19 protein-coding genes are annotated in these 21,711 nt (G+C 69.0%); 9 read left to right on the top strand and 10 right to left on the bottom strand.

What is annotated here, in order from left to right; genetic code table 11:
• Nucleotides 1–118 precede the first annotated feature (118 nt).
• The 3 genes from SPHME3_RS0105405 (at nucleotide 119) to SPHME3_RS0105395 (ending at nucleotide 5,858) form a co-directional block, all read left to right on the top strand.
• Entirely contained in the window at nucleotides 119–1,186 is a 1,068-nt protein-coding gene (locus SPHME3_RS0105405; protein WP_017980294.1) for a serine hydrolase, read from the top strand.
• 246 nt (nucleotides 1,187–1,432) lie between these two features.
• Nucleotides 1,433–4,201 carry a DNA polymerase I gene (gene polA, locus SPHME3_RS0105400; protein ID WP_017980295.1) on the top strand — a complete coding sequence of 923 codons (2,769 nt, stop codon included), beginning with the start codon at nucleotides 1,433–1,435 and terminating at the stop codon, nucleotides 4,199–4,201.
• Between the two features lie 142 nt (nucleotides 4,202–4,343).
• Nucleotides 4,344–5,858: a lipopolysaccharide biosynthesis protein gene (locus tag SPHME3_RS0105395; protein ID WP_017980296.1), complete on the top strand. Its 1,515-nt coding sequence runs from the start codon at nucleotides 4,344–4,346 to the stop codon at nucleotides 5,856–5,858.
• 168 nt (nucleotides 5,859–6,026) lie between these two features.
• Here SPHME3_RS0105395 and purH read toward each other — a convergent pair whose 3' ends face one another.
• From purH to SPHME3_RS0105370, 4 genes are all read right to left on the bottom strand, one after another.
• On the bottom strand, nucleotides 6,027–7,589 hold the full coding sequence (purH, locus tag SPHME3_RS0105390; RefSeq protein WP_017980297.1) for a bifunctional phosphoribosylaminoimidazolecarboxamide formyltransferase/IMP cyclohydrolase: 1,563 nt from the start codon (nucleotides 7,587–7,589) through the stop codon (nucleotides 6,027–6,029).
• 297 nt (nucleotides 7,590–7,886) lie between these two features.
• Complete coding sequence (locus SPHME3_RS0105380) at nucleotides 7,887–9,650, bottom strand: heparinase II/III family protein (protein ID WP_017980299.1); 1,764 nt, start codon at nucleotides 9,648–9,650, stop codon at nucleotides 7,887–7,889.
• A gap of 7 nt (nucleotides 9,651–9,657) precedes the next feature.
• Complete coding sequence (gene rpe / locus SPHME3_RS0105375; RefSeq protein WP_017980300.1) at nucleotides 9,658–10,314, bottom strand: ribulose-phosphate 3-epimerase; 657 nt, start codon at nucleotides 10,312–10,314, stop codon at nucleotides 9,658–9,660.
• A 191-nt stretch (nucleotides 10,315–10,505) separates the two neighbouring features.
• Nucleotides 10,506–11,834, bottom strand: a complete 1,329-nt coding sequence (locus tag SPHME3_RS0105370; RefSeq protein ID WP_018250603.1) for an RsmB/NOP family class I SAM-dependent RNA methyltransferase — start codon at nucleotides 11,832–11,834, stop codon at nucleotides 10,506–10,508.
• 57 nt (nucleotides 11,835–11,891) lie between these two features.
• Here SPHME3_RS0105370 and SPHME3_RS20640 point away from each other — a divergent pair, with 57 nt between their 5' ends.
• The 3 genes from SPHME3_RS20640 (at nucleotide 11,892) to SPHME3_RS0105355 (ending at nucleotide 14,703) form a co-directional block, all read left to right on the top strand.
• On the top strand, nucleotides 11,892–12,053 hold the full coding sequence (locus tag SPHME3_RS20640) for a DUF1674 domain-containing protein (protein WP_017980302.1): 162 nt from the start codon (nucleotides 11,892–11,894) through the stop codon (nucleotides 12,051–12,053).
• Between the two features lie 97 nt (nucleotides 12,054–12,150).
• Nucleotides 12,151–13,968: an AsmA family protein gene (locus tag SPHME3_RS0105360; protein ID WP_017980303.1), complete on the top strand. Its 1,818-nt coding sequence runs from the start codon at nucleotides 12,151–12,153 to the stop codon at nucleotides 13,966–13,968.
• A gap of 45 nt (nucleotides 13,969–14,013) precedes the next feature.
• On the top strand, nucleotides 14,014–14,703 hold the full coding sequence (locus SPHME3_RS0105355) for a hypothetical protein (protein WP_017980304.1): 690 nt from the start codon (nucleotides 14,014–14,016) through the stop codon (nucleotides 14,701–14,703).
• 9 nt (nucleotides 14,704–14,712) lie between these two features.
• Here the strand turns inward: SPHME3_RS0105355 and SPHME3_RS0105350 are convergent, their stop codons facing one another.
• On the bottom strand, nucleotides 14,713–15,153 hold the full coding sequence (locus SPHME3_RS0105350) for a DUF983 domain-containing protein (RefSeq protein ID WP_017980305.1): 441 nt from the start codon (nucleotides 15,151–15,153) through the stop codon (nucleotides 14,713–14,715).
• 125 nt (nucleotides 15,154–15,278) lie between these two features.
• On the bottom strand, nucleotides 15,279–16,580 hold the full coding sequence (locus SPHME3_RS0105345; RefSeq protein WP_017980306.1) for a hemolysin family protein: 1,302 nt from the start codon (nucleotides 16,578–16,580) through the stop codon (nucleotides 15,279–15,281).
• A gap of 188 nt (nucleotides 16,581–16,768) precedes the next feature.
• Here SPHME3_RS0105345 and SPHME3_RS0105340 point away from each other — a divergent pair, with 188 nt between their 5' ends.
• Nucleotides 16,769–17,443, top strand: a complete 675-nt coding sequence (locus SPHME3_RS0105340) for an OmpA family protein (RefSeq protein WP_018250602.1) — start codon at nucleotides 16,769–16,771, stop codon at nucleotides 17,441–17,443.
• A 279-nt stretch (nucleotides 17,444–17,722) separates the two neighbouring features.
• Here SPHME3_RS0105340 and SPHME3_RS0105335 read toward each other — a convergent pair whose 3' ends face one another.
• A complete protein-coding gene (locus SPHME3_RS0105335; RefSeq protein ID WP_017980308.1) occupies nucleotides 17,723–18,151 on the bottom strand; it encodes a nucleoside deaminase in 429 nt (142 codons plus the stop codon).
• Nucleotides 18,152–18,214: 63 nt separating this feature from the next.
• Entirely contained in the window at nucleotides 18,215–18,424 is a 210-nt protein-coding gene (locus tag SPHME3_RS0105330) for a hypothetical protein (RefSeq protein ID WP_017980309.1), read from the bottom strand.
• Nucleotides 18,425–18,592: 168 nt separating this feature from the next.
• Here SPHME3_RS0105330 and rpmB point away from each other — a divergent pair, with 168 nt between their 5' ends.
• Entirely contained in the window at nucleotides 18,593–18,892 is a 300-nt protein-coding gene (rpmB, locus tag SPHME3_RS0105325; protein WP_017980310.1) for a 50S ribosomal protein L28, read from the top strand.
• A gap of 113 nt (nucleotides 18,893–19,005) precedes the next feature.
• Here the strand turns inward: rpmB and SPHME3_RS0105320 are convergent, their stop codons facing one another.
• On the bottom strand, nucleotides 19,006–20,019 hold the full coding sequence (locus SPHME3_RS0105320; protein ID WP_017980311.1) for an esterase-like activity of phytase family protein: 1,014 nt from the start codon (nucleotides 20,017–20,019) through the stop codon (nucleotides 19,006–19,008).
• A gap of 176 nt (nucleotides 20,020–20,195) precedes the next feature.
• Here SPHME3_RS0105320 and SPHME3_RS0105315 point away from each other — a divergent pair, with 176 nt between their 5' ends.
• On the top strand, nucleotides 20,196–20,564 hold the full coding sequence (locus SPHME3_RS0105315; RefSeq protein WP_017980312.1) for a glycine zipper 2TM domain-containing protein: 369 nt from the start codon (nucleotides 20,196–20,198) through the stop codon (nucleotides 20,562–20,564).
• Between the two features lie 358 nt (nucleotides 20,565–20,922).
• Here the strand turns inward: SPHME3_RS0105315 and phbB are convergent, their stop codons facing one another.
• Entirely contained in the window at nucleotides 20,923–21,645 is a 723-nt protein-coding gene (gene phbB / locus SPHME3_RS0105310) for an acetoacetyl-CoA reductase (protein ID WP_017980313.1), read from the bottom strand.
• Between the last annotated feature and the right edge of the window lie 66 nt (nucleotides 21,646–21,711).

The raw sequence follows: 21,711 nt of genomic DNA, 5'->3' as shown, positions 1-21,711 counted from the left end.
GCAGCGGCTTGTTTCGCCGGTATCCGCACCCGAAATGGCGGATATGGAGGATGCTACGCCTAGCGGGGGCCAGTTCACGATTATGATAGCGTACGGCCGGTCGGCCCGATCCATCCTGATGACCGGCGCCTGCGCCGCGCTCGCCGCCTGCGGTTCGAATGCGCGGCCGGGCGGCAACGGCCCCGTGCCGGCCGTAACCACGCCCTCTGCCGCGGTGTCGATCCCTATCCCCGCCGCCGCGCCGCCGCCTCGCCGGGTCGCGCCCGCCCGCCTCACCGCGGCGATCGACAGCCTCGCCCGCAATTTCGACGGCAAGTTCGGCATCGCGATCCGCGCGGTCGACGATGGCTGGACCGTCACCTCGCCCGGCGCACGCACCCGCATGCCGCAGCAATCGGTCAGCAAATTGTGGGTCGCGATGACGCTGATGGACCTGCGCGATCAGGGCAAGGCGCGGCTCGACGATCCCGTCGTCGTCCGCGACCAGGATCTGACGCTGTTCCACCAGCCGATCGCGATGCTGGTGAAGGGCGACGGCTATCACACCACCGTCGGCGAACTGCTCACCCGTGCCCTCACGCACAGCGACAATACCGCCAACGACCGCCTGCTGACCTATGTCGGCGGGCCGAGCGCCGTGCGCGCGATGATCGAACGCAAGCAGCTTGGCGACATCCGCTTCGGTCCCGGCGAACGCCTGCTCCAGTCGAAGACCGCCGGCCTCGTCTGGAACCAGGCGACCATGTCGAAGGGCAATGGCTTCGAACTCGCCCGCTCGCGCCTGTCGCCCGAGGTGCGCGCCGCGGCACTCGACGCCTATGTCAACGATCCGCCCGACGGCGCCGCGCCGCTCGCCATCGCCGATGCGCTCGCGCGCCTCGCCCGCGGCGAATTGTTCAGCGAAACCTCGACGCGCATCCTGCTCGACACGATGGGCGCCTCGGTCACCGGCCGCGCCCGCCTGCGCGCCGCGATCCCGGCGGGGTGGAAGATCGCGCACAAGACGGGCACGGGTCAGGACCTGGGCTCGCGCAACGCCGGCTTCAACGACGTCGGCCTGCTCACCGCCCCCGACGGTCGCCGCTACGCGATCGCCGTGATGATCGGCGACAGCCGCCGCCCGATCCGCGAACGCCAGCAACTGATCCAGGCGGTGGCCGCCGCCGTCGCGAACGACGCCACCTAAAGTCCTCCCTCGGCGCAGCCGGGGAGGGGGACCGCTCGGCTTCAGCCGAGTGGTGGAGGGGGCATCGCCCCAAACGCCGGCTCCGCCGTATCCTCCCCCTCCGTCAGCGCTGTCGCGCTGCCACCTCCCCCTGGCGGGGGAGGAGTTGGCCCCGTTTGTGCCCCAAAAGCCACACTCCGCCAAAGCTTGCGGCCTTGCTCGCCAGAGGTTGGTGCGCCCCCGCCGATCCGCTAAACGGCACCCACGATGCCCCATCTCTATCTCGTCGACGGCTCGGGCTATATCTTCCGCGCCTACCACCGCCTGCCGCCGCTCACCAACCGGCACGGCGAGCCGGTCGGCGCCGTCTATGGCTATACCGCTATGCTGTGGAAGCTCGCCGACGAGCTGCACAAGGCGGATGGCCCGACGCACATGGCGGTCATCCTCGACAAATCGTCGCAGACCTTCCGCAACGCGATGTACGATCAGTACAAGGCGCACCGTCCGCCGCCGCCGGAAGATCTGGTCCCGCAATTCCCGATGATCCGCGACGCCACCCGCGCCTTCTCGCTGCCCTGCATCGAGGAGGAAGGCTGGGAGGCGGACGACCTGATCGCGAGCTACACCAGGGCCGCGCTGGCGCAGGGCTGGCAGGTGACGATCGTCAGCTCCGACAAGGACCTGATGCAGCTGATGACCGATCCGTCGGTCGACATGCTCGACACGATGAACAACCGCCGCCTCGGCCCCGATGCGGTGGTGGAGAAGTTCGGCGTTGGGCCGGAAAAGCTCGGCGACGTGCTCGCATTGATGGGCGACAGCGTCGACAACGTGCCCGGCGTCCCCGGCGTCGGCCCGAAGACCGCCGCCAAGCTGATCCTGGAACATGGCGATGTCGAGGGCGTGCTCGCCGCCGCGGCGTCCGACACGTTCAAGAAGGGCAAGCTCAAGCAGAACCTGATCGAGCATGCCGAGGCCGCACGCCTCAGCCGCAAGCTGGTCGAACTGGCCTGCGACGTGCCGCTCGTCCATCCGCTCGAAGAACTGGAACTGCCCGCAAGTGGCATTCCAGATGCACCGCTGCGCGCCTTCCTGGAGCATCACGGCTTCAAGACGCTGATGAACCGGCTGGGTCAGGTCGCCGACGCCCCCGTCGCGGCGCCCGCCGACGTGCCGTTCGAGGCCGATCCGCCCTGCGACCATGATGGGTACGAGACGGTGATCGATGCCACGACGCTCGATCGCTGGGTCGCAGAGGCGCAGCACCAGGGCTGGGTCGCGATCGATACCGAGACGACCGGCACCGACGCGACACGCTGCGATCTAGTCGGCGTGTCGCTCGCCTTGGGCGCCAACAAGGCGTGCTACATTCCGTTGGGCCACGGCACGACCGACCTGCTCGCCGAATCGCCGGTGCAAATCGACCGAGCCGAGGCGCTCGCGCGGCTGAAGACGCTGTGCGAGGACGAGTCGGTCCTCAAGATCGGGCACAATCTGAAGTTCGACATGATCGTGCTCGGGCTCGCCGGCATCGCGGTGGCGCCGCACGACGATACGATCGTCATGAGCTTCGACCTCGATGCGGGGCTCCACGGCCACGGCATGGACGAGCTCGCCGCGACGCATCTGTCGCACAGCTGCATCGCCTACAAGGACGTGGTCGGCACGGGAAAATCGCAGCGCGGTTTCCACGAGATCGACCTCAAATCGGCGACGCGCTACGCCGCCGAGGACGCCGACGTCACCTATCGCCTGTGGAAGCGGTTCAAGGCGCGGCTGCCCGCCGAAGAGGCGACGCGCATCTACGAGATGGTCGACCGCCCTCTGGTGCCGGTGATCGCGCGGATGGAGACGCGCGGGATCAAGGTCGATCGCGAGAAATTGTCGGCGCTGTCGGCCGGGTTCAGCGAGCAGATCGCCGCGCTCGAAACCGTGATCCACGGCCTCGCCGGCGCACCCTTTACGATCGGCAGCCCCAAGCAGCTGGGCGACGTCTTGTTCGAACGGATGGGCATCAAGGGCGGCCGCAAGGGCAAGTCCGGCGTCTATTCGACCGACGTCAACGAGCTGGAGCGGATCGCCGCCGACAAGGATTCGCCGGGTGCCGAGATCGCCGCGCGCGTGCTCGACTGGCGCCAGCTGACCAAGCTGAAGAACACCTATACCGACGCGCTGCAGAATGAGATCAACCCGCGCACCGGCCGCGTCCACACGAGCTACAGCCTGACCGGCGCGCAGACCGGCCGTCTGTCGTCGACCGAGCCGAACCTGCAGAACATCCCGATCCGCACCGAGGTGGGTCGCCAGATTCGCGACGCCTTCGTCGCGGAACCGGGCAACGTCATCCTGGCGGCCGACTATTCGCAGATCGAGCTGCGGCTGGCGGCGCATATGGCGGACGTCCCGGCGCTGAAGGCCGCCTTCGCCAATGGCGATGACATCCACTCGCTCACCGCGATGGAGCTGTTCGGCGAGGTCAATCGCGACACGCGCGGACGGGCGAAGACGATCAACTTCGCGATTCTCTACGGCATCAGCCGCTGGGGGCTGGCGGGGCGGCTCGACGTCACCGCCGACGAGGCACAGGCGATGATCGATCGCTATTTCGATCGCTTCCCCGGCATCAACACCTACATTGCCGAGACGACGCAGAGCGTGCGCGAGCGCGGTTACACGACGACGCTATTCGGGCGGAAGACGCACTTCCCGCGCATCCGCAGCAAGGTGCAGCACGAACGCCAGGGCGCCGAGCGCGCCGCGATCAACGCGCCGATCCAGGGCACCAGTGCCGACATCATCAAGCGCGCGATGGTGCGGATGGAGCCCGCGTTGCTCGCGGCGGGGCTGCCGAACGTGCAGATGCTGCTGCAAGTCCACGACGAACTGGTATTCGAATTGCCCGAAGGCGATGTCGAGGCGGCCAAGCCGGTGATCGAGCGCGTCATGGCGGAGGCTGCCGCGCCGGCGGTCGAGTTGTCGGTGCCGCTGGGAATCGAGATCGGCGTCGGCGCGAGCTGGGGAGCGGCGCATTGATCGTGGCCGTCCCGCGCCCGCCCTCACCCTTCCGGCGCTGCGCGCCTCCCTCCCTCTCCCAATGGGAGAGGGAAGGGGCCCGCCCGGCGCAGCCGGGTGGGAAGGGTGAGGGCGGGGGCGACGCCCTCTCGATCGCTCACCTGTGACCGAAACCAAGGACATCGATGCGCTCGCCAAGGGCGGCCGCACCAATATCGCAGGCTTCGTCCTGCGCCTCGCCGCGCGCATCCCGTTCCTGTTCATCGCGGGCCGGCTCTACGGTCCGGACCTCGTCGGCCGCTTCGCGCTCGCCGTGGTGGTGGTCGAACTCGCCGCGCTCGTCGCAACGCTCGGCCTGAAGCGTGGCCTCGCGCAGGCGCTGTCCTCCTCCGACCAGCCGCACGTCTGCGTCGTGTGGGACGCGCTCGCGCTCGCCTTCGTCTTGTCGATGGCGGCAAGTGCTGTGCTGATCGCCTTTCCGGAGGTGATGTACGCCAACACGCATGTGACGGGGCTGGACCGGTTCCTGCCCTGTATCATCGTCGCGGTCGCCTGGTCCGACGTCAGCCTCGCCGCCCTCGCCTATCGCCATAACGTGAAGGCGACCGTCACCGCACGCGCGGTGGTCGAGCCATGGACGATCTCGATCGCCGCCTGGGTGTTCTCGTTCGTCACGATCAAGGATGGCCTCGTCCTCTCCTATGTCGCGTCGATGATCGCGGCGCTGATCGCCAGCTTCGTGCCCTTCATCCGCAGCTATGGCGTACCACACGGCTGGTCGCCGCATCTGGGGCAGCTGTTCCGCCTTGCTCGCGCCAATGCACCCTTGGCCGGGGCGGACGCGCTGGAATGGGGGACCCGCAACGTCGATCGGTTCATCCTGGGCGTGATGTTCGAACCCAAGGTCGTCGGCATATATTACATGGCGCAGCAGGTCGCCTCATTGCCGCAGAAGCTGAAGACCAGCTTCGATCCCATCCTCGGGCCTGTCATCACGCAGAGCCTGGCGGTGAACGATCGCGTCGCGATCGCCAATCAGGTGCGGCAGGTCGCCTTCTGGATCATGGCGGCGCAGACCGGCCTCGCGCTGATGGGTTCGATCCCCGCCGAAGCAGTGATGGGCGTCGTCGGGCCGCAATTCGTATCGGGCAGCGCGGCCTTGGGCTTCCTGCTGTTCGCCGAAGTGCTCGCCTCGACCGGCGCGGTGTGCGAATCGGCGCTGGTCTATACCGCGCGGCACCGTAACCTGATGATCTCCATCGCGATGCTGGGCGTGCAGATCGCGCTGAGCTTCGCGTTGATCCTCGGCATGCGGCGACTGGACCTGCCGCAGACGTGGCAGGCGGCGGGACCGGCGGTGGCGCTGATGATCGGCGTCGGCCTGACCTCGATCATCAAGGCGCGGCTGCTCGGGCGCCTCCTGTCCGCACCGGTATCCCCGTGGCGCTGGTCGCTGGCGGGGGCGGCGCTGGCCGCGATCGTCGTCGGCGCGGCGTTCACGATGCTGCCGCACGACTTCGAATGGCTGGAGCTCGCCGGCGGCGAACCGGCGATCGCTGCCACCTATCTGTTCGTATTGTGGAAATGGGCGTTCGGCCCGGCGGACCGGGCCCTGTTCGGCAAGATGCCGACCGCGGAAGAAGCGACGCTGCCCAACGTCGGATCGCCGGTGCGGTGAATCGAAGTCCTCCCCCGCCAGGGGGAGGTGGCGCCGCGAAGCGGTGACGGAGGGGGCGGAAAGCGACGTCCAAAAAAAAACGACGCGCGCCGCTTACCTCCCCCTCCACCATTCGGCTGACGCCGAACGGTCCGCCTCCCCCTGGCGGGGGAGGACTTATCGTCCCGATCAGTGGCGGAAGTGGCGCATGCCGGTGAAGACCATCGCCAGCCCCGCCGCATCGGCGGCCGCGATCACCTCGTCGTCGCGGATCGAACCGCCGGGCTGGATCACCGCCGTCGCGCCGGCCTCCACCGCCGCCATCAGGCCGTCGGCGAAGGGGAAGAAGGCGTCCGACGCCACCGCAGACCCGATCGTCCGCGGCTGCGCCCAACCGGCCTTCTCCGCCGCGTCCTTCGCTTTCCACGCCGCGATGCGCGCCGATTCGAGGCGGTTCATCTGACCTGCGCCGACGCCGGCGGTCGCGCCGTCCTTGGCATAGACGATGGCGTTCGATTTGACGTGCTTGGCGATCGTCCAGGCGAAGCGGCAGTCGGCAAGCTCCTGCTCGGTCGGCGCACGCTTGGTGACGACTTGCAGGTCACCGGGCACGCCGGCGTCGCGATCCTGCACCAGCCAGCCGCCGGCGATCGTCTTGGCGAACAGGCCGGCACGCGCCGCATCCGGCAGCTCGCCGGTCAGCAGCAGGCGCAGGTTCTTCTTGGCGGCGAACAGCGCGAGCGCCTCTTCGTCGGCATCCGGCGCGACGACGACTTCGGTGAAGATGCCGGTGATCGCCTTCGCGGTCGCCGCATCGAGCGGGCGGTTGACGGCGATGATGCCGCCGAACGCCGACACGGTGTCGCAGGCGAACGCCTCGGCATAGGCGTCTTCCAGCGTCTTGCCCGTCGCGACGCCGCAGGGGTTGGCGTGCTTGACGATGACGCAGGTGGGCTGGGCGTCGCGGAATTCGGCGACCAGCTCCAGCGCCGCGTCGGCGTCGTTGAGGTTGTTGTAGCTCAGTTCCTTGCCCTGCACCTGGCGCGCCTGGCCGATGCCCCGCACGCCGTCATGGCTGGCGTAGAAGGCGGCGGACTGATGCGGGTTCTCGCCATAGCGCAGCGTCGCCGCGCGGCGCATCGTGACGGGCAACACCGGCGGGAACGCCTCGGCCTGATCGACCGTGCCGAACCAGCGTGCGATCGCGCCGTCATAGGATGCGGTGGCGGCGAAGGCCTTGGCGGCGAACAGGCGACGCTGGTCGAGGCTGGTCTCGCCGGTCGCGACGATGGCGTAATCGGCGGGATCGGTGACGATCGCGACATAAGCGTGATTCTTGGCGGCGGAGCGCACCATGCTGGGGCCACCGATGTCGATGTTCTCGATCACCGTGTCGCGGTCGGCGCCACGGGCAACCGTCGCCTCGAACGGGTAGAGGTTGACGACGACGAGGTCGATCGCGCCGATGCCGTGGTCGGCCATCGCCTTGGCATGCTCGGCGTCGTCGCGCACCGCGAGCAGGCCGCCGTGGACCATCGGGTGCAGCGTCTTGACGCGGCCGTCCATCATCTCCGGGAAGCCGGTAAGGTCGCTGACGTCCTTCACGGTCAGGCCGGCGTCGCGCAGCGCCTTGGCGGTGCCGCCGGTCGAGACGAGCTCGACGCCCTTGTCGGCCAGCGCGCGGGCGAGATCGACGACTCCCGTCTTGTCGGACACGGACAACAGGGCGCGGCGGATGGGGATCGTGGTCATGATGGTCCTAGCGGGGGAGGAGTCTCGCGCGCGTTCCCTAGCGACGGATGGCGTCGGGGAACAGGTGGCAGTTGTGCTCGACTGCCTCGAATACGGCCGCGCCAAAGCAATCGGGCACCATGACACATTCCTCCCCCGCCAGGGGGAGGTGGCACCGCACCAGCGGTGACGGAGGGGGAGGAAAGGGTGACGCCAATGAGGAAACGCGCTGCTGCCCTCCCCCTCCACCATTCGGCTGCGGCGAACGGTCCCCCTCCCCCTGGCGGGGGAGGAATGGAGCGTCAGTCATCCACTAGGTCAGATCGCCCGCTTCAGCGCCCAGCTGACGTTGGCGCCGCCGGCGGGCGCCTCACCCGACACGACCAGCTGCTGCGTCGCGACCGGGCGGCCTTCGCCGTCGATCCACAGCGAATCTTCGATCGTCAGCATGCCGCCGCGGCAGCGGAACTGCCACAGCGCACCGCCGGGCAGGCGGAGCAGCGCGGCGAGGCCGTCGGCGGTCGGCGAGGCCTGCACGCCTGCGCCGAGGTGGAAGCGGATGCAGAAGGGCGCCATGCCCGCCTTGCGGCGGCGCCCCTGCGGCAGCAGTGCGTCCTCGCCGCGCAGTTCCTTGCCGTCGCCGGTCAGCATCAACTGGCGGCGGTGGATAAGGCCCCAGCGGCGGACATAGCCGTCGTGACTCGCCTCGATCCGGCTCGCCACGTCCGATTCCTGCCGCGAGAGCTCGACCTGCGCGACGCCGCGACCCAGCGTGCCGTCGGCGTGGATCGCGGTGGAGTTGGAATCGCCGACGGTCAGCGTCGAATGCGCCGCGGTGGTGCGCAACCCTTCGGCGAAGGCGGCGGGCAATTGCGCGACGGCCGCACGCGCGCCGCCGCAATTGACGATCAAGCGCTGCTCGCCATCCGAAAATTCGAAGGCCAGCGTCGAGGCGCAGCCACCCTCCACCACCTTGGCGATCGGCGGCGGGGCGGCATCGACGATCAGCACCGCGCCCCCCGCGGCGAGCCGCTGATAGCCCCAGTCGCGGGCCTGACGCAGCGGGCGGGTGCGGATGCCGCTCGCCTCGATCAACGCGGCCAGATCGTCGGCGGTCGCCGGTCCGGCGCCCTGCCAGCTCGCCAGCATGCGGTCGCCGTGCATCACGCCGAGCAGCGCCGGCACCGCACGGGCGAGCGCGGTCTGCGCCGCCTCGGGCATCTCTTCGCGCCGCGCCGTGTAGACTTCGCGCAAGGTGCTGAGCAGCTGGATCGTGTCGGCGAGCATCGCCGGGCTGCGCGACACCGAACCGCCGTCGTCGCTCAAACCACTCGCCAGCGCCCGCGCGAGGCCCGCCTCGCCGAAGGCACGGCGCGGGTCGCCGCCGGGGATCAGCAGACCGGCGGTGATGACCCCGCACCAGGCGGCGATCCGCGGCGCACCCGGCGGCGCCTTGTCCGCACCGCGATCGAGATGGCGGGCGCCGCGCGCCAGCGTGTTGAGAACGCTCGATCGATAGACGAGGTCGGTGGACGACAGGATCAGCGGCGCGTGGCACGTCCAGAACAGCAGCCGCCGGCCCCACAGATCGGGCCGCCACGCCAGCGGATCGATCCGCTCGGCATAATCGTCGAGCCAGCGCGCCATCAGCGCCTCGGCGATCGGCGCGCCCTGCGCGCGCGTCGCCACGGTCGACAGGTCTCGCAGCCACGCGAAGCTGTGGACGTAATCGGCAAACGGCCGGCCCCAGTCGCCGCGCTTGAACGCGAGCGTGTCGATCGGGTGCGTCTCGCCCTGGAACGCCAGCTCGCCACGCAGCAGCGCATGGCCGCGCCGCACGTCGCCCATCACGGGATCGTCAGGCACCGCAACCAGCTTCAGCGGATAGCGACCCTTCAGCCGCATCGTGTGGATCGGCGTACGCCACGTCAGCTTGTGAAAGCGCTCGGCGAGCCGCTCGGCGAGGCTGAGCCCCTTGTCGCCGCCGACGCGCATCAGGCGCTTGCCCTCCTCGATCCCATCGGGGGCATCCGGCCCGTCGAGCGGGGTCACGGGATGACGGTGGGGCGACAGGTCGCTCATCCGCGCATCAGCCCCGCAGCGCGGCGATATTGGCGGCGTAGCAGGCCGGCCCGCCACGGAAGGCCGCGGTGCCAGCGACCAGCGCATCGGCCCCCGCCTCGACACAGCGGCGGGCATGCGTCGCGTCGACGCCGCCATCGACTTCCAGATCGATGGCACGGCCGCTGTGATCGATCATCTTGCGGATCGCGGCGATCTTCTTCAGCTGGCTGTCGATGAAGCTTTGCCCGCCGAAGCCGGGGTTGACACTCATCACGAGGACCAGGTCGACCATGTCGATCAGATAGTCGAGCATCTTGGCCGGCGTCGCCGGATTGAGCACGACGCCCGCGCGCTTGCCCAACCCCTTGATATGCTGGATCGTGCGGTGGACGTGGGGGCCCGCCTCCGGATGGACGGTGATCGTGTCGGCGCCCGCCTCGGCGAAGGCGTCGAGGTACAGATCGACCGGCGAAATCATCAGATGGACATCGAACGGCTTGGTCGTGTGCGGGCGCAGCGCCTTCACCACCGCCGGGCCCATCGTGATGTTGGGGACGAAATGGCCGTCCATGACGTCGATATGGACCCAGTCGGCGCCCGCGGCATCGATGGCGCGGACCTCTTCGCCCAATTTGGCGAAATCGGCGGACAGGATGGACGGGGCGATGCGGACCGGCTGCATGGCGCCTCTCTAAGCCCCTGTCGGGCGATGGCAATGCGGTTGGGCGGTCGTTTAACCAAAACCCGACGTCACCCCGGACTTGTTCCGGGGTCCACTCTACGGCGAGGGGAATGGCTGGAGCCTCTTGCCCTCCCCCTGCGGCCCGGTGGACCCCGGAACGAGTCCGGGTGACGGGATGAGCGAGGCGGGCGTCAGCTCTTCCGCCGCAACCTGGCGATGAAGAATCCGTCGCAGCCGCCCTCGGCCGCCAGCATCCCCGGCAGCGTGCGGACGTAACCGCCCGGCTGCACCGGGATGTCCGGCGGCAGCAGCGCCGCATCGGGCGCATCGATGGCATAGTCCGGGCGATCGGCCAGGAAGCGTTCCAGCTGCGCCTCACCCTCCGCCGGCTCGAGGCTGCACGTCGCGAAGACGAGACGCCCGCCGGGTTTCACCCAATCGGCGGCACGGGCGAGCAGACGGGTCTGCAGGTCTGCCATCTCCTCGATGATCGCCGGGTGGACGCGGTGGAGCACGTCCGGATGGCGGCGGAAGATGCCGGTGGCGCTGCACGGCGCGTCGATCAGCAATGCATCGGCAGGCCCATCCGGCGCCCATTTCAGCACGTCGGCGGCGATCACCTCCGCCTTCAGCCGCGTGCGGAACAGGTTCTCGCGCAGCCGCTTGATCCGCGCGTTGGACACATCGACCGCAGCCACGCGATAACCGGCCGCGGCGAGTTGCAGCGTCTTGCCGCCGGGCGCCGCGCACAGATCGATCGCGTGCGCGCCCTCGGCGATCCCGTCGGCCAGCAAGCGCGCGGGGATGGAGGCGGCGATATCCTGCACCCACCAGCGCCCCTCGGCAAAGCCGGGCAGTTCGGTCACCGCGGCAGCGTCGGTCAGGCGGACATGACCCGGTATCAGACTGGTGCCGCCAAGCTCGCGCGCCCAGTGTTCGGTCTCGGCGGGATCGGCGAGGCTGAGGTCGAGCGGCGGCGGCGCGGCGATTGCCTGTGCCGCGCCCTCGACCATCTCGGGCCCCCAGGCGGCGTCCCAGCGCGCCTCGACCTTCGGCGGCAGCGCGGGGATTTCGGGCAGCAGCACGCCCGACCGGACGATCGCGCCGAACACGCCATGCACCAGCTTGCGCGGCCCGCCGTCGACCAGCGGCAGCACGGTCGCGATCGCGGCGTGATGCGGCGTGCCCAGCACCAGCGCCTGCACCAGCGCGATCCGCAGCGCCATGCGCGCCTTGGCATCCTCGGGCAGCGGGCGCTCCGTCACCGAATCGATCAGCGCGTCGAGATCGGGCAGACGCCGCAACACCTCCGCCGCGATTGCGTGCGCCAGCCCCCGGTCGGGCCCGTAGACGTGGCGCGTCGCCGCGACCAGCGCCTGCTCCAGGGGCTCGCCCCGGCGCAGCACCGCGTCGAGCAGGCGGATGGCGGCGCGGCGCGACGGCGTGCCGAGCGGCTCGGCAGCGGCGGCGGGCTCACGATTGAAACGGTGACCGGCTCGGGGACGGCGGGGATCGGGCAAGCTTGAGAAACCTTCGGTTCGGAACGATATACTGGTCCCTTAGACCGGAGAGACGCGATGGGCCAACGTCCCGAACATCTGAAGCCGCCCGCCTATCTCAGCAAGAACCCGCCCGTGCCCAGCCCGGAGCCGGTCGAGCCGAAGACGGAAGACCCGTTGGGGCTCGATCCCACGCGCTACGGGGACTGGGAATTGAAGGGCATCGCGATCGATTTCTGATCCGGCATCGACCGGAGCGAAGGACCGTGCCGGAACCAATGGCGTTCCGGCGCGTCCCGCTGGCATGACCCCCCGTCTCCGCGCCGGCAGGCGTTACGTGCCTGTCCTCGTCGCGGTGCCGCTGGTGTTGCTGCTGGTCATCGCGGCCTTTCCCTATGGCATGTTGAAGGGCGTGGTCGCCGATCGGCTGGCCAAGCGCTTCGGCCGACCGGTGGTGATCGGGGCGATGGACCGGGTGGATGCGATCGGCTTCACGCCGACGATCCGCGTTCGCGACGTGACGATCCCGCAGGCGGGCTGGGCTGGCACCGGCGACTTCCTGACCTTGCGCGAAGCGCGGGTCACCTTCCCCGTCTGGCCGCTGCTGACCGGCACCTTCCGCCCGCGCGATATCGTCGCGGAGGGGCTGCAACTGGCACTGGTGCGCGATGCCAACGGCCGTACCAACTGGTCGCGGCCCGGTGAGGCGGAAAGCGGCGGCGCGTCGAGCGACCTCAAAGGGTTGACGATCCGCGACGCCACCATCCGCTATCGCGACGACAAGCGCCGCCGCAGCGCCGTGGTGCAGGTCTCGTCCGACGCACAAGGCCTGCGCGCCAAGGGCAATGGCACAATCCGCGGCGTACCCGTCCGCATCGCGCTCGACGGCGCCTCGGTCGCGCAGCCATCCCCCGGCCCGTGGCCCTTCACCGCGACGATCGACGGCGACCGGCTGTCGATGCGCACCAAGGGCAGCACCGACGTGCCGCTCGATACCGATGCGATGACGCTGGACGTCACCGCACGCGCCGCGGACCTCCGCCTGATCGACGCAGTGATCGAAGCGGGCCTGTTCGGCACGCAACCCGTCGCGCTGACCGCGCATGTGCGCCACGACGCGCCCAAATGGATCGTCAACGACCTGAAGGGCACGATCGGCCAGTCGGACATCGCTGGCCATGTCACGGTCGACAAGCAGGACGGTCGGACGAAACTGGACGGCGCCGTCACCGCCAACCGCTTCGATTTCGGTGATCTCGCCTCCGACGAAGGTCGCGCGGAAGCCGCGGCGCGCGAACGCGCGATCGGCCCGCATGTCGTGCCCGATACGCGGATCGACCTCAGCAAGATCGGCGAGACCGACGGCCGCATATCGCTCCGCATCGCGCGCGTGGTCAGCCGCAGCGGACCGACGCCGGTGCGCGCGCTGTCGACGGTCTTGGCGCTCGACCACAAGCGGCTCGACGTTGCGCCGCTGACGCTGGTGCTCGCCGATGGCACCGCCAAGGGCAGCCTGCGCGTCGACCAGCGCGACGGGGCGCCCAGCCCGCTGCTGACGGTCGATATGCGGCTGAGCGGCACGCGCGTTGCGGCGCTGCCCGGCACCGGCGGCGACTTCACCGGGCGGATCGCAGCGCGCGCGCGCCTGACCGGGCGGGGCGATACGATCCGTGCGGCGGTGGGGCGGTCCGACGGCCGCATCGGTTTCGTGGTGCGCGACGGCACGCTGCCGCAGCGCTACGCTGCGGCGCTGGGCTTCGATGCCGGACGCGCGCTGCTGGCGGGGGAGAGCGAACGCGCGCGTCTGCGTTGCGTGGTCGTCGGGCTGAAGGTGACGGACGGCCTGGGCCACGCCGCGCCGATGATCGTCGACACCAGCGCCAGCCAGCTGCGCGGCACCGGCACGGTGCGGTTCCCCGCCGAACGGCTCGACATGCGGCTGACCGGTGCCCCCAAGGGCGACGGCCTGCTCCGCTTGCCCGGCGCCGCCTTCCTCACCGGAACGCTTAGCGCGCCAGAGATCGTTGTGCCGGCGCAGGTCAAATCGGTCGGCAACGTGTTGAAGGCGCTGGGCCGCGCGATCACCGGCAAGCAGGAACCGCGCGCGGGCGATGCAGATTGCGCGGCGTTGTCGGCACGCGTGCTGGGCTCATGACAATCCCCCTCGCCCCCTCGGCACGCCATCGCTAGGATCATACGCATGAACGACACCGCCTCCGCCGGCGGCGCCTCGGGCGCCAGTCTGATCCCCAGCACCACCGATGCCTTTACCGCCGCGCATCTGGCGATCATCGCCATCTTCGCGCTGCTGACGATCGTCGCGATCATCTGGGGCATCCGCCTGAAGCGGCAGCGCCGCACGGCGGAGCGCGACATCGCCGAACATAATGCCGAAGTGGCGCGGACCGCGGACGACACGCCCGCACCGACTCCGGTAGCCCCGCCACCGCCACCTGCTTCGGTAGCGGCCCCCGCGCCCGTCACGACCCCGCCCGTCACCCCTCCGGCACCGCAGGCGACCGATCCCGCGCCCGCGGCGACCGACCCGATCGCCGACGAACCGATCGCCGCCAGCGCACCGCTGGACGCGGCACCGGCGCAGGAAGCCGCGTCCGCTCCGGCAGCGCCTGCGCCCGTCACTGCCGATCCCGCCGATGCCCCCGTATCGACGCTGAAGGGCCTCGGCCCCAAGCTCGCCGCGCGGCTGGGCGAACTCGGCATCAGCACGGTGGGTCAGGTCGCCGCGCTCAGCGCGGAACAGGCTGCGGCACTCGATGCGCAGCTGGGACCGTTCGCCGGCCGGATGGAGCGCGACCGCTGGATCGAACAAGCCCGCTTCCTCGCCGCGGGCGACACGGCCGGGTTCGAACGCGTCTTCGGTCGGCTGTAACCGGCCGTCTTACTGATCGAAATCGTTGGTCACGTCGTCGGTGCCGTGCAGGCGGCGCCACAGGCCTTGCGTGCCCGCCTCCTGCGCGCGGTTGACGAACTGCGACGCGACCAGCCAGCCCTTGATCGGGCGCAGCGGCAATAGCGTCCCCGCGACCATCACCGGCACCGACGTGATCAGATGCACCCAGACGGGCGGCTCGAACGCCACTTGCAGCCACACGACGAAGAAGATCAGCGGCAGCGCGATGATGCACAGCGAGAAGAAGGCGGGGCCATCGTCCGGCGCGGCGAAGCGATAGTCGAGTCCGCAATGCTCGCAGCGATCGACGATCTTCAGCCACGATCGAAACATCCGCCCCTCGCCGCAGCGCGGGCACAGGCCCTTCCAGCCGCAGTGCAGGATCCAGCGGAATGTGGAGGGCTTGGCGGGCGTGTCGGGCTGTTCCATCCACGATAGGTGGGCACGCCCGGCCCCGCCGTCGATGGGACGAATTGTCCTACGCCAGGCGGACCTTGCCTTATATTAGCGAGAAAGCATCGAAACGGACGCCACCGGCATGCCAGCCGGCCCCATCACATTTCGCTGACCAGCAATTTGTCGATGCGGCGGCCGTCGAGGTCGACGACCTCGAATCGCCAGCCCTGTTCCTCGAAATGCTCGCCCTCGCCCGGCAAATGGCGGAAAGCGGCTAATGCTAGACCGGCGACGGTCGCGTAATCGCGATCCTCGGGCAGGTCGATGCCCAGCCGTTCGGCGAGCGCGTCGGCCGCCATCGTACCGGCAACCAGCAACGATCCGTCGTCGCGCACCACCACGGAGGGGGCCTCGTCGGGATCGGCATCGCTCGCGAACTCGCCGGCGATCGCGGCGAGCAGGTCCGCCGGGGTCACGATCCCTTCAAAATGGCCGTATTCGTCGTGGATTAACGCCATCGGCACTTCCGCCTGACGCAGCGCGATCAACGCGTCCATCGCGTCGATCCGATCGATCACGACCGGCGCCTTGCGCATCAGCGTCTTGAGGTCGAGCGGCTCGCCGCGGAACAGTGCAGACGCGATGTCGCGCGATTGCACGACGCCGACGACCGCATCGACCGAGCCCTCCGCCACCGGCAACCGGGTATGCGGCGTGGCGAGCAGGATGTCGCGGATCCGGTCCGCGTCGAGGTTGCAGTCAAGCCAGTCGACTTCGGTGCGCGGCGTCATCACCTCACGCACCGGCCGGTCGGCGAGGCGGACGACGCCGGAAATGATCGTGCGCTCATGCTCCTCGATCACGCCCGACTTGCTGGCTTCGGCGACGATCAGGTGCAGCTCTTCCGCCGTCACCTGATCTTCCGATTCGCGGTTGAGGCCGAGGATGCGAAAGACGAGCGCGCTCGACGAATCGAGCACCCAGACGAGGGGCGCGCAGACTAGCGCGATATAGCGCATCGGCAGCGCCACCAGGCTGGCGACCGTTTCGGGCTTACGCAGCGCGAACTGCTTGGGAACGAGCTCGCCGATGATCAGCGAGGCATAGGTCGTGAGGCCGATCACCAGCGCGAAGCCGAGAGTTTCGGCCGTATGCGCCGACAGGCCCAGCAGCTGCAACCGCGCGGCAGTGGGGCTGCCCAGGCTCGATCCCGAATAGGCACCCGCCAGAATGCCGATCAGCGTGATGCCGATCTGCACGGAGGACAGGAACTTGCCGGGATCGGCGGCGAGTTTCAGCGCGGCGGCGGGCCCTTTGCGCCCCGAGCGCGCCATCGCCTCCAGCCGCGCCTTGCGCGACGAAACGATCGCGAGTTCGCTCATCGCGAATACGCCGTTCAACGCGACGAGCGCGAGGATGATGAGGACGTCGATCCAGGGAAAGGGCGGAAGCGGTGCCATCGGCGTGACGTGTCTTTGCCGTACAAGTCCGGCCGCGACAACCGCCTGATTGCACCGTGGCCGCGGAAAGTGCGTAGCCCGCGCATCGGCCCCCGGCTCATCCACCGTTCAGATCGCAGGCGGAACAAGCCGCTTCGGACCTGAGTTATTCCCCCCAGACGAAGGCCAATTGTAAGCAAAGGGACATCATGCGCTCCAAATTCCTCGCCGCCGCTGCGCTCACGGCGCTCGTTACGACCAGCGCCTGCACCACCGATCCGGAAACCGGCCAGCGCCGCATCTCGTCGACCGCGATCGGCGGCATCGGCGGCGCGCTCGGCGGCTATCTGCTCGGCGACCTCGTCGGCGGCCGCAACGATCGTACCGCCAAGATCCTGGGCGCCGGCATCGGCGGCCTCGCGGGGGCCGGCATCGGCGCGTACATGGACAAGCAGGAACGCGATCTGCGCGCCCGCACCGCCGGCACCGACGTGCAGGTCACGCGCGAAGGCGACAATCTGATCCTCAACATCCCGTCGGGCATCACCTTCGGCTACAACAGCGCCGCGGTGCAGCCGCAGTTCCAGCGCACGCTCGATCAGGTTGCCGACACGCTGTCGCAGTACAACCAGACCTTCGTCGACGTGTACGGCTTCACCGATTCGACCGGCTCGGAATCGTACAACCAGCAGCTGTCGGAACGCCGCGCCGTGTCGGTCGCCGACTATCTGGCCGCGCATGGGGTGCAGGCCGCCCGCATCGGTACGCGCGGCTTCGGCGAAAGCAACCCGGTCGCCTCGAACGACACCGAAGCCGGCCGCGCTGCCAACCGTCGTGTCGAGATCAAGATCGTGCCGATCTCGCAGAACGACCTGCGTCAGTAAGACGCCTCTGCCCGCCGGTGCCATCGGTGCCGGCGGGGTTTTGCGCGAAGGCGCTCGCGCTGCGGCACCGATTTGGTTCGCGCGAAGACGCGAAGACGCCAAGAGGTGCCCGCCTATGGCACCGTCAGGTGCCCCTCATGACATGAGAAGCAGGCTGCGCCGACCTAACGCACACCGCCTCTGCGCCCTCCGCGCCTCTGCGCGCACCATCCCTGCAACAGACCAACGCGGCCCCACAGCGCGACCTCTTCGCGTCTTAGCGGCTTCGCGCGAACCCGCTTACCGCCGGTCGCGAAAGAAGGCCCGCAGCAGCGCTGCCGCCTCCGCCTCGCCGATGCCGCCGTACACCTCTGGCCGATGATGCACGGTGGGTTGCGAGAACAACCGCGGCCCGTGTTCGATCGCCCCGCCCTTGGGGTCGCTTGCACCATAATAGAGCCGCCCGATCCGGGCATGCGCGATCGCCCCTGCACACATCGCGCAGGGCTCCAGCGTCACCCACAGATCCGTCTCTTCCAGCCGCTCGCGGCCCAGCCGCGCCGCGGCCTCGCGGATCACGCGCATTTCGGCATGGGCGGTGGGATCGCACAGCGCGCGCGGTGCATTGGCCGCCTCGGCGATCACCTCGCCGCGCCACAGCAGCACCGCCCCCACCGGCACCTCGCCGGCCGCGGCGGCGGCGGCGGCCGCGTCGAGAGCGCGTCGCATGGGGGGCGGCAGGGGAAACATCTCTCCCTCCTGCCCCCGATCCCCGATTCGCGAAAGCGCCCCTTATTGGGCGTTGCCCGGCCGTTCGACGTTGACGGTCGGCACCTCGACCGTCTTCTTCTCGGTGCCGACGCTGACGCGCGCGACGTCGGCCTTAAACTGCGGCGCCTGCACCAGGGCCGGGCGCGTCTGATCGATATTGATGAAGCCGAAATACATCAGCGCCACGACGATAAGCGCGATAACCCCGAGCAATGCCAGCAACGTGCGCATGTGAACCGTCCCCTGTTCGTGACCTTTACGATGGCGTAACAACGCCGCGTGTCCGAGTCCGTTGCACCCGGCGTGCGACGGTGCGCGGATCGCCCCATGGTTGACGGATCGCCGCGAAGCCGCTAGTGGCGCCGGCTTTCCGGGCAACCGAATTCAGGATTTAAAGCCATGTCGCGCATTTGCGAGCTGACCGGCAAGGGCCGGCAGGTGGGTCACAACGTTTCCCACGCCAACAACAAGACCAAGCGCACGTTCCTGCCGAACCTGCAGAACGTCACGCTGATGTCTGATTCGCTCGAGAAGAGCGTGCGCCTGCGCGTGTCGACCCACGGCCTGCGCTCGGTCGAGCACAATGGCGGTCTCGACAACTGGCTGGTGAAGACCGGTGACGACAAGCTGTCGCTGCGCTGCCGCCGCCTGAAGCGCGAAATCGTCAAGAAGCTGTCGGCGACCGCCGCCGCCGCGTAAGCGGCCGACAGCGCCGTCCGTTTCCGGCTTGCCAAGGCCCGCTGCTCCCCCGGAGCGGCGGGCTTTTGGCGTTGGTGATGGCGGCGCGAACAGCCCGGGCCGGGCGCGGTCCGTCAGCGCGAATCGAGCCGGAATTTGAGCAGCAGCGTCCGCTGCAAGGGCAATTGGTTGTCGTCGGATACCAGCCAGACGATCGTCGCGCCATGTTCGATTGTCGTCGCGACGCCTTCGAAATTGTCGTGAATCAGCGGCGAATCGAGCGTCGCGAGCAACTCCCCGCGCGCCACGCTGCCCGCGCGAATCGCCGACGCCGGCACCAGCGACAGGCGATTGCTGAACCGAAAGGGCAGCCGGAACGCCCGATCGAGCACCAGCAGGTCGCCGTTGGGCAAGGCGGTCGCATCTGCGGGGTCGTATCGCCCATAGGGCATATAGGCGAAATAGATCGGCCGCGTGCGGATCGGATCACCGGGGAAGAGTAACGCAGTGCGGCTGTGCAGCCGTTCCGCCTCCGCGCCCGTCCAATGCGCCGGCGGGACATGGGCATCCTCGCTGATCGTCACGAATCGTCCGTCCGGCAGGCGCGCGAGCGATTCGGGGCCGCCATTGATCGGCCAGCGCGCCATCTCAGGCGGCGTGCCCTGTGCCTCGGCGCGCGCAAAACCGGGAGCGTAGCGCCAGATGGCGTTATAGCGCTCATACCCCACCCAGATCTGCCCCGTCGCCGGATCGGCCGCCATCGATTCGGTGTCGCGGTCGCGCTTCTCCCAGCCCGTGCCCGGTCCCTGCGGCAGGTTCTGAAACTGCACGCCATGCGGCCGCCAGTCCGCGCCCATCGTGAAGGCGACGATATTGCCGCCATCGCTGAGCAGCGTGAATCGGTCGCCGTTCGGCTGTCGCTCCACCCGCAGCGACGAATAGCCGCCGAACGCCGGATCGCGGCTGCGCAGCTCGGCACCGCCCAGATAGGTCAGCGATCCCAGCCGCCGGCGCGACGGATCGGCGGGGTCCAGATCGACGCGCCGCGCGGTCAGTTCGGGGTGCCGCCCCAACAGCGGCAGGCGTTCTTCCCCCGCCCAGCCGGGGACGATCAGCAACACCGCCAGGATGACGAACAGCACACGCATGCCGCGCCTCATAGGGTGCGGAACGGCAGGCGGCACCCTTGCTCTGCCTGAACGGACGATAACGGGCGCATTCAGGGTCGGGTCAACGCGACTCGGGCAAAAGACATCCATCGACGACGGGCAGGTGCCCCCCGCATCGCCGTCGAAACGGACAGATTACGGACGGGAGAAGACCCATGCTGAAGACCCTGAGCCTCGCCGGTGCCGCGCTCGCCATGACCGCCTCGGCCCTTGTGCCGGTTAGCGCCGCCTCGGCGCAGCGCGGCTATTACGGCGGTTACGATCGCGGCTACGCCTATGACCGCGGCTATCGTGACGATCGCGTCTATCGCGGCGACCGTGGCTATTACCGCGACCGCGGCTACGCCCGCCGCTGCAACGACGGCACCACCGGTACGGTGCTCGGTGCGATCGCCGGTGGCCTGCTCGGCCGCACGATCGACACTCGCGGCGACCGCACGCTCGGCACCGTCCTCGGCGCCGGTGCGGGTGCCCTCGCCGGCCGCGCGGTCGAGCGCTCGGATCGCCCCGGCTATTGCCGGTAAGCGTTAAGCCCCGCGTAGCGTAACGGGGTGCGAGGCCCGGTCTTCCTTCGGGAAGGCCGGGCCTTGTGTTGTGTGCGAGATTCGTGACCTCGCCCCGCCCACGCCGTCACCCCGGACTTGGTCCGGGGTCCACTTCGCGGCGAGGGGGAAGGCAAGAGGCTCGGGCGCTCCCCCGCGGCCCGGTGGCCCCCGGAACGAGTCCGGGGTGACGGAGCGTTTTCGGGAAACGACACCCACCAATCAGGACGCCGGCAAAGCCGTCGTCGGACGGGTTCGCCCTTGGCGACCCGCCGGCCGTGCCGATGCGTACGCGCCTGGCGCGCATCGGGGCGTAGCCTGGGCTACGCCCCTCGCATCGTCAGTACATATGTTGACCGCCGTTCAGGCTCAGCGTCGATCCCGTCACGAAGCCCGCATCTTCCGAACACAGGAAGGCGACGCCGCGCGCGATTTCGCTGGCTTGGCCCAGGCGACCGACCGGGATCTTGGCGACGATCTTCTCCAGCACGTCGCTCGGCACCGCCGCCACCATATCGGTGTCGATATAGCCCGGCGCGATCGCGTTCACCGTCACGCCGGCGCGCGCGCCTTCCTGCGCCAATGCCTTGGTAAAGCCGTGGATACCGCTCTTCGCCGCGGCGTAGTTCACCTGGCCGTACTGGCCTGCCTGACCGTTGATCGAACCGATGTTGACGATCCGCCCCCACTTGCGCTCGCGCATGCCGGGGAACGTCGCCTTCGCCATGTTGAAGCAACCGCCCAGGTTGGTGTCCATGACCTCTTTCCACATCTGGTAGGTCATCTTCAGGATCGTGCCGTCGCGCGTGATGCCCGCATTGTTGACGACGATGTCGACGGGCCCCAGGTCCGCCGCGACCTTCGCACAGCCCTCTTGGCAGGCGTCGTGATCCGCGACGTCCCATTTGTAGGCGGCGATGCCCGTCCGCTCGGTGAACTCGCGCGCCCGTTCGTCATTGCCCGCATAATTGGCGGCGACGGTGATGCCGGCCTCTTTCAGGGCAAGGCTGATCGCCTCGCCGATGCCACGCGTACCACCGGTGACGATCGCTACTCTGGCCATTCCAACCTCTCCCGTTAGACGTTCGGTGGGACGCTAGGCGGGCGCCCGGACGGTGGCAATGGCGGA

Source organism: Sphingomonas melonis DAPP-PG 224 (assembly GCF_000379045.1).
Classification (GTDB): Bacteria; Pseudomonadota; Alphaproteobacteria; order Sphingomonadales; family Sphingomonadaceae; genus Sphingomonas; species Sphingomonas aquatilis.
This window is presented reverse-complemented; position numbering and strand designations above follow the sequence as displayed.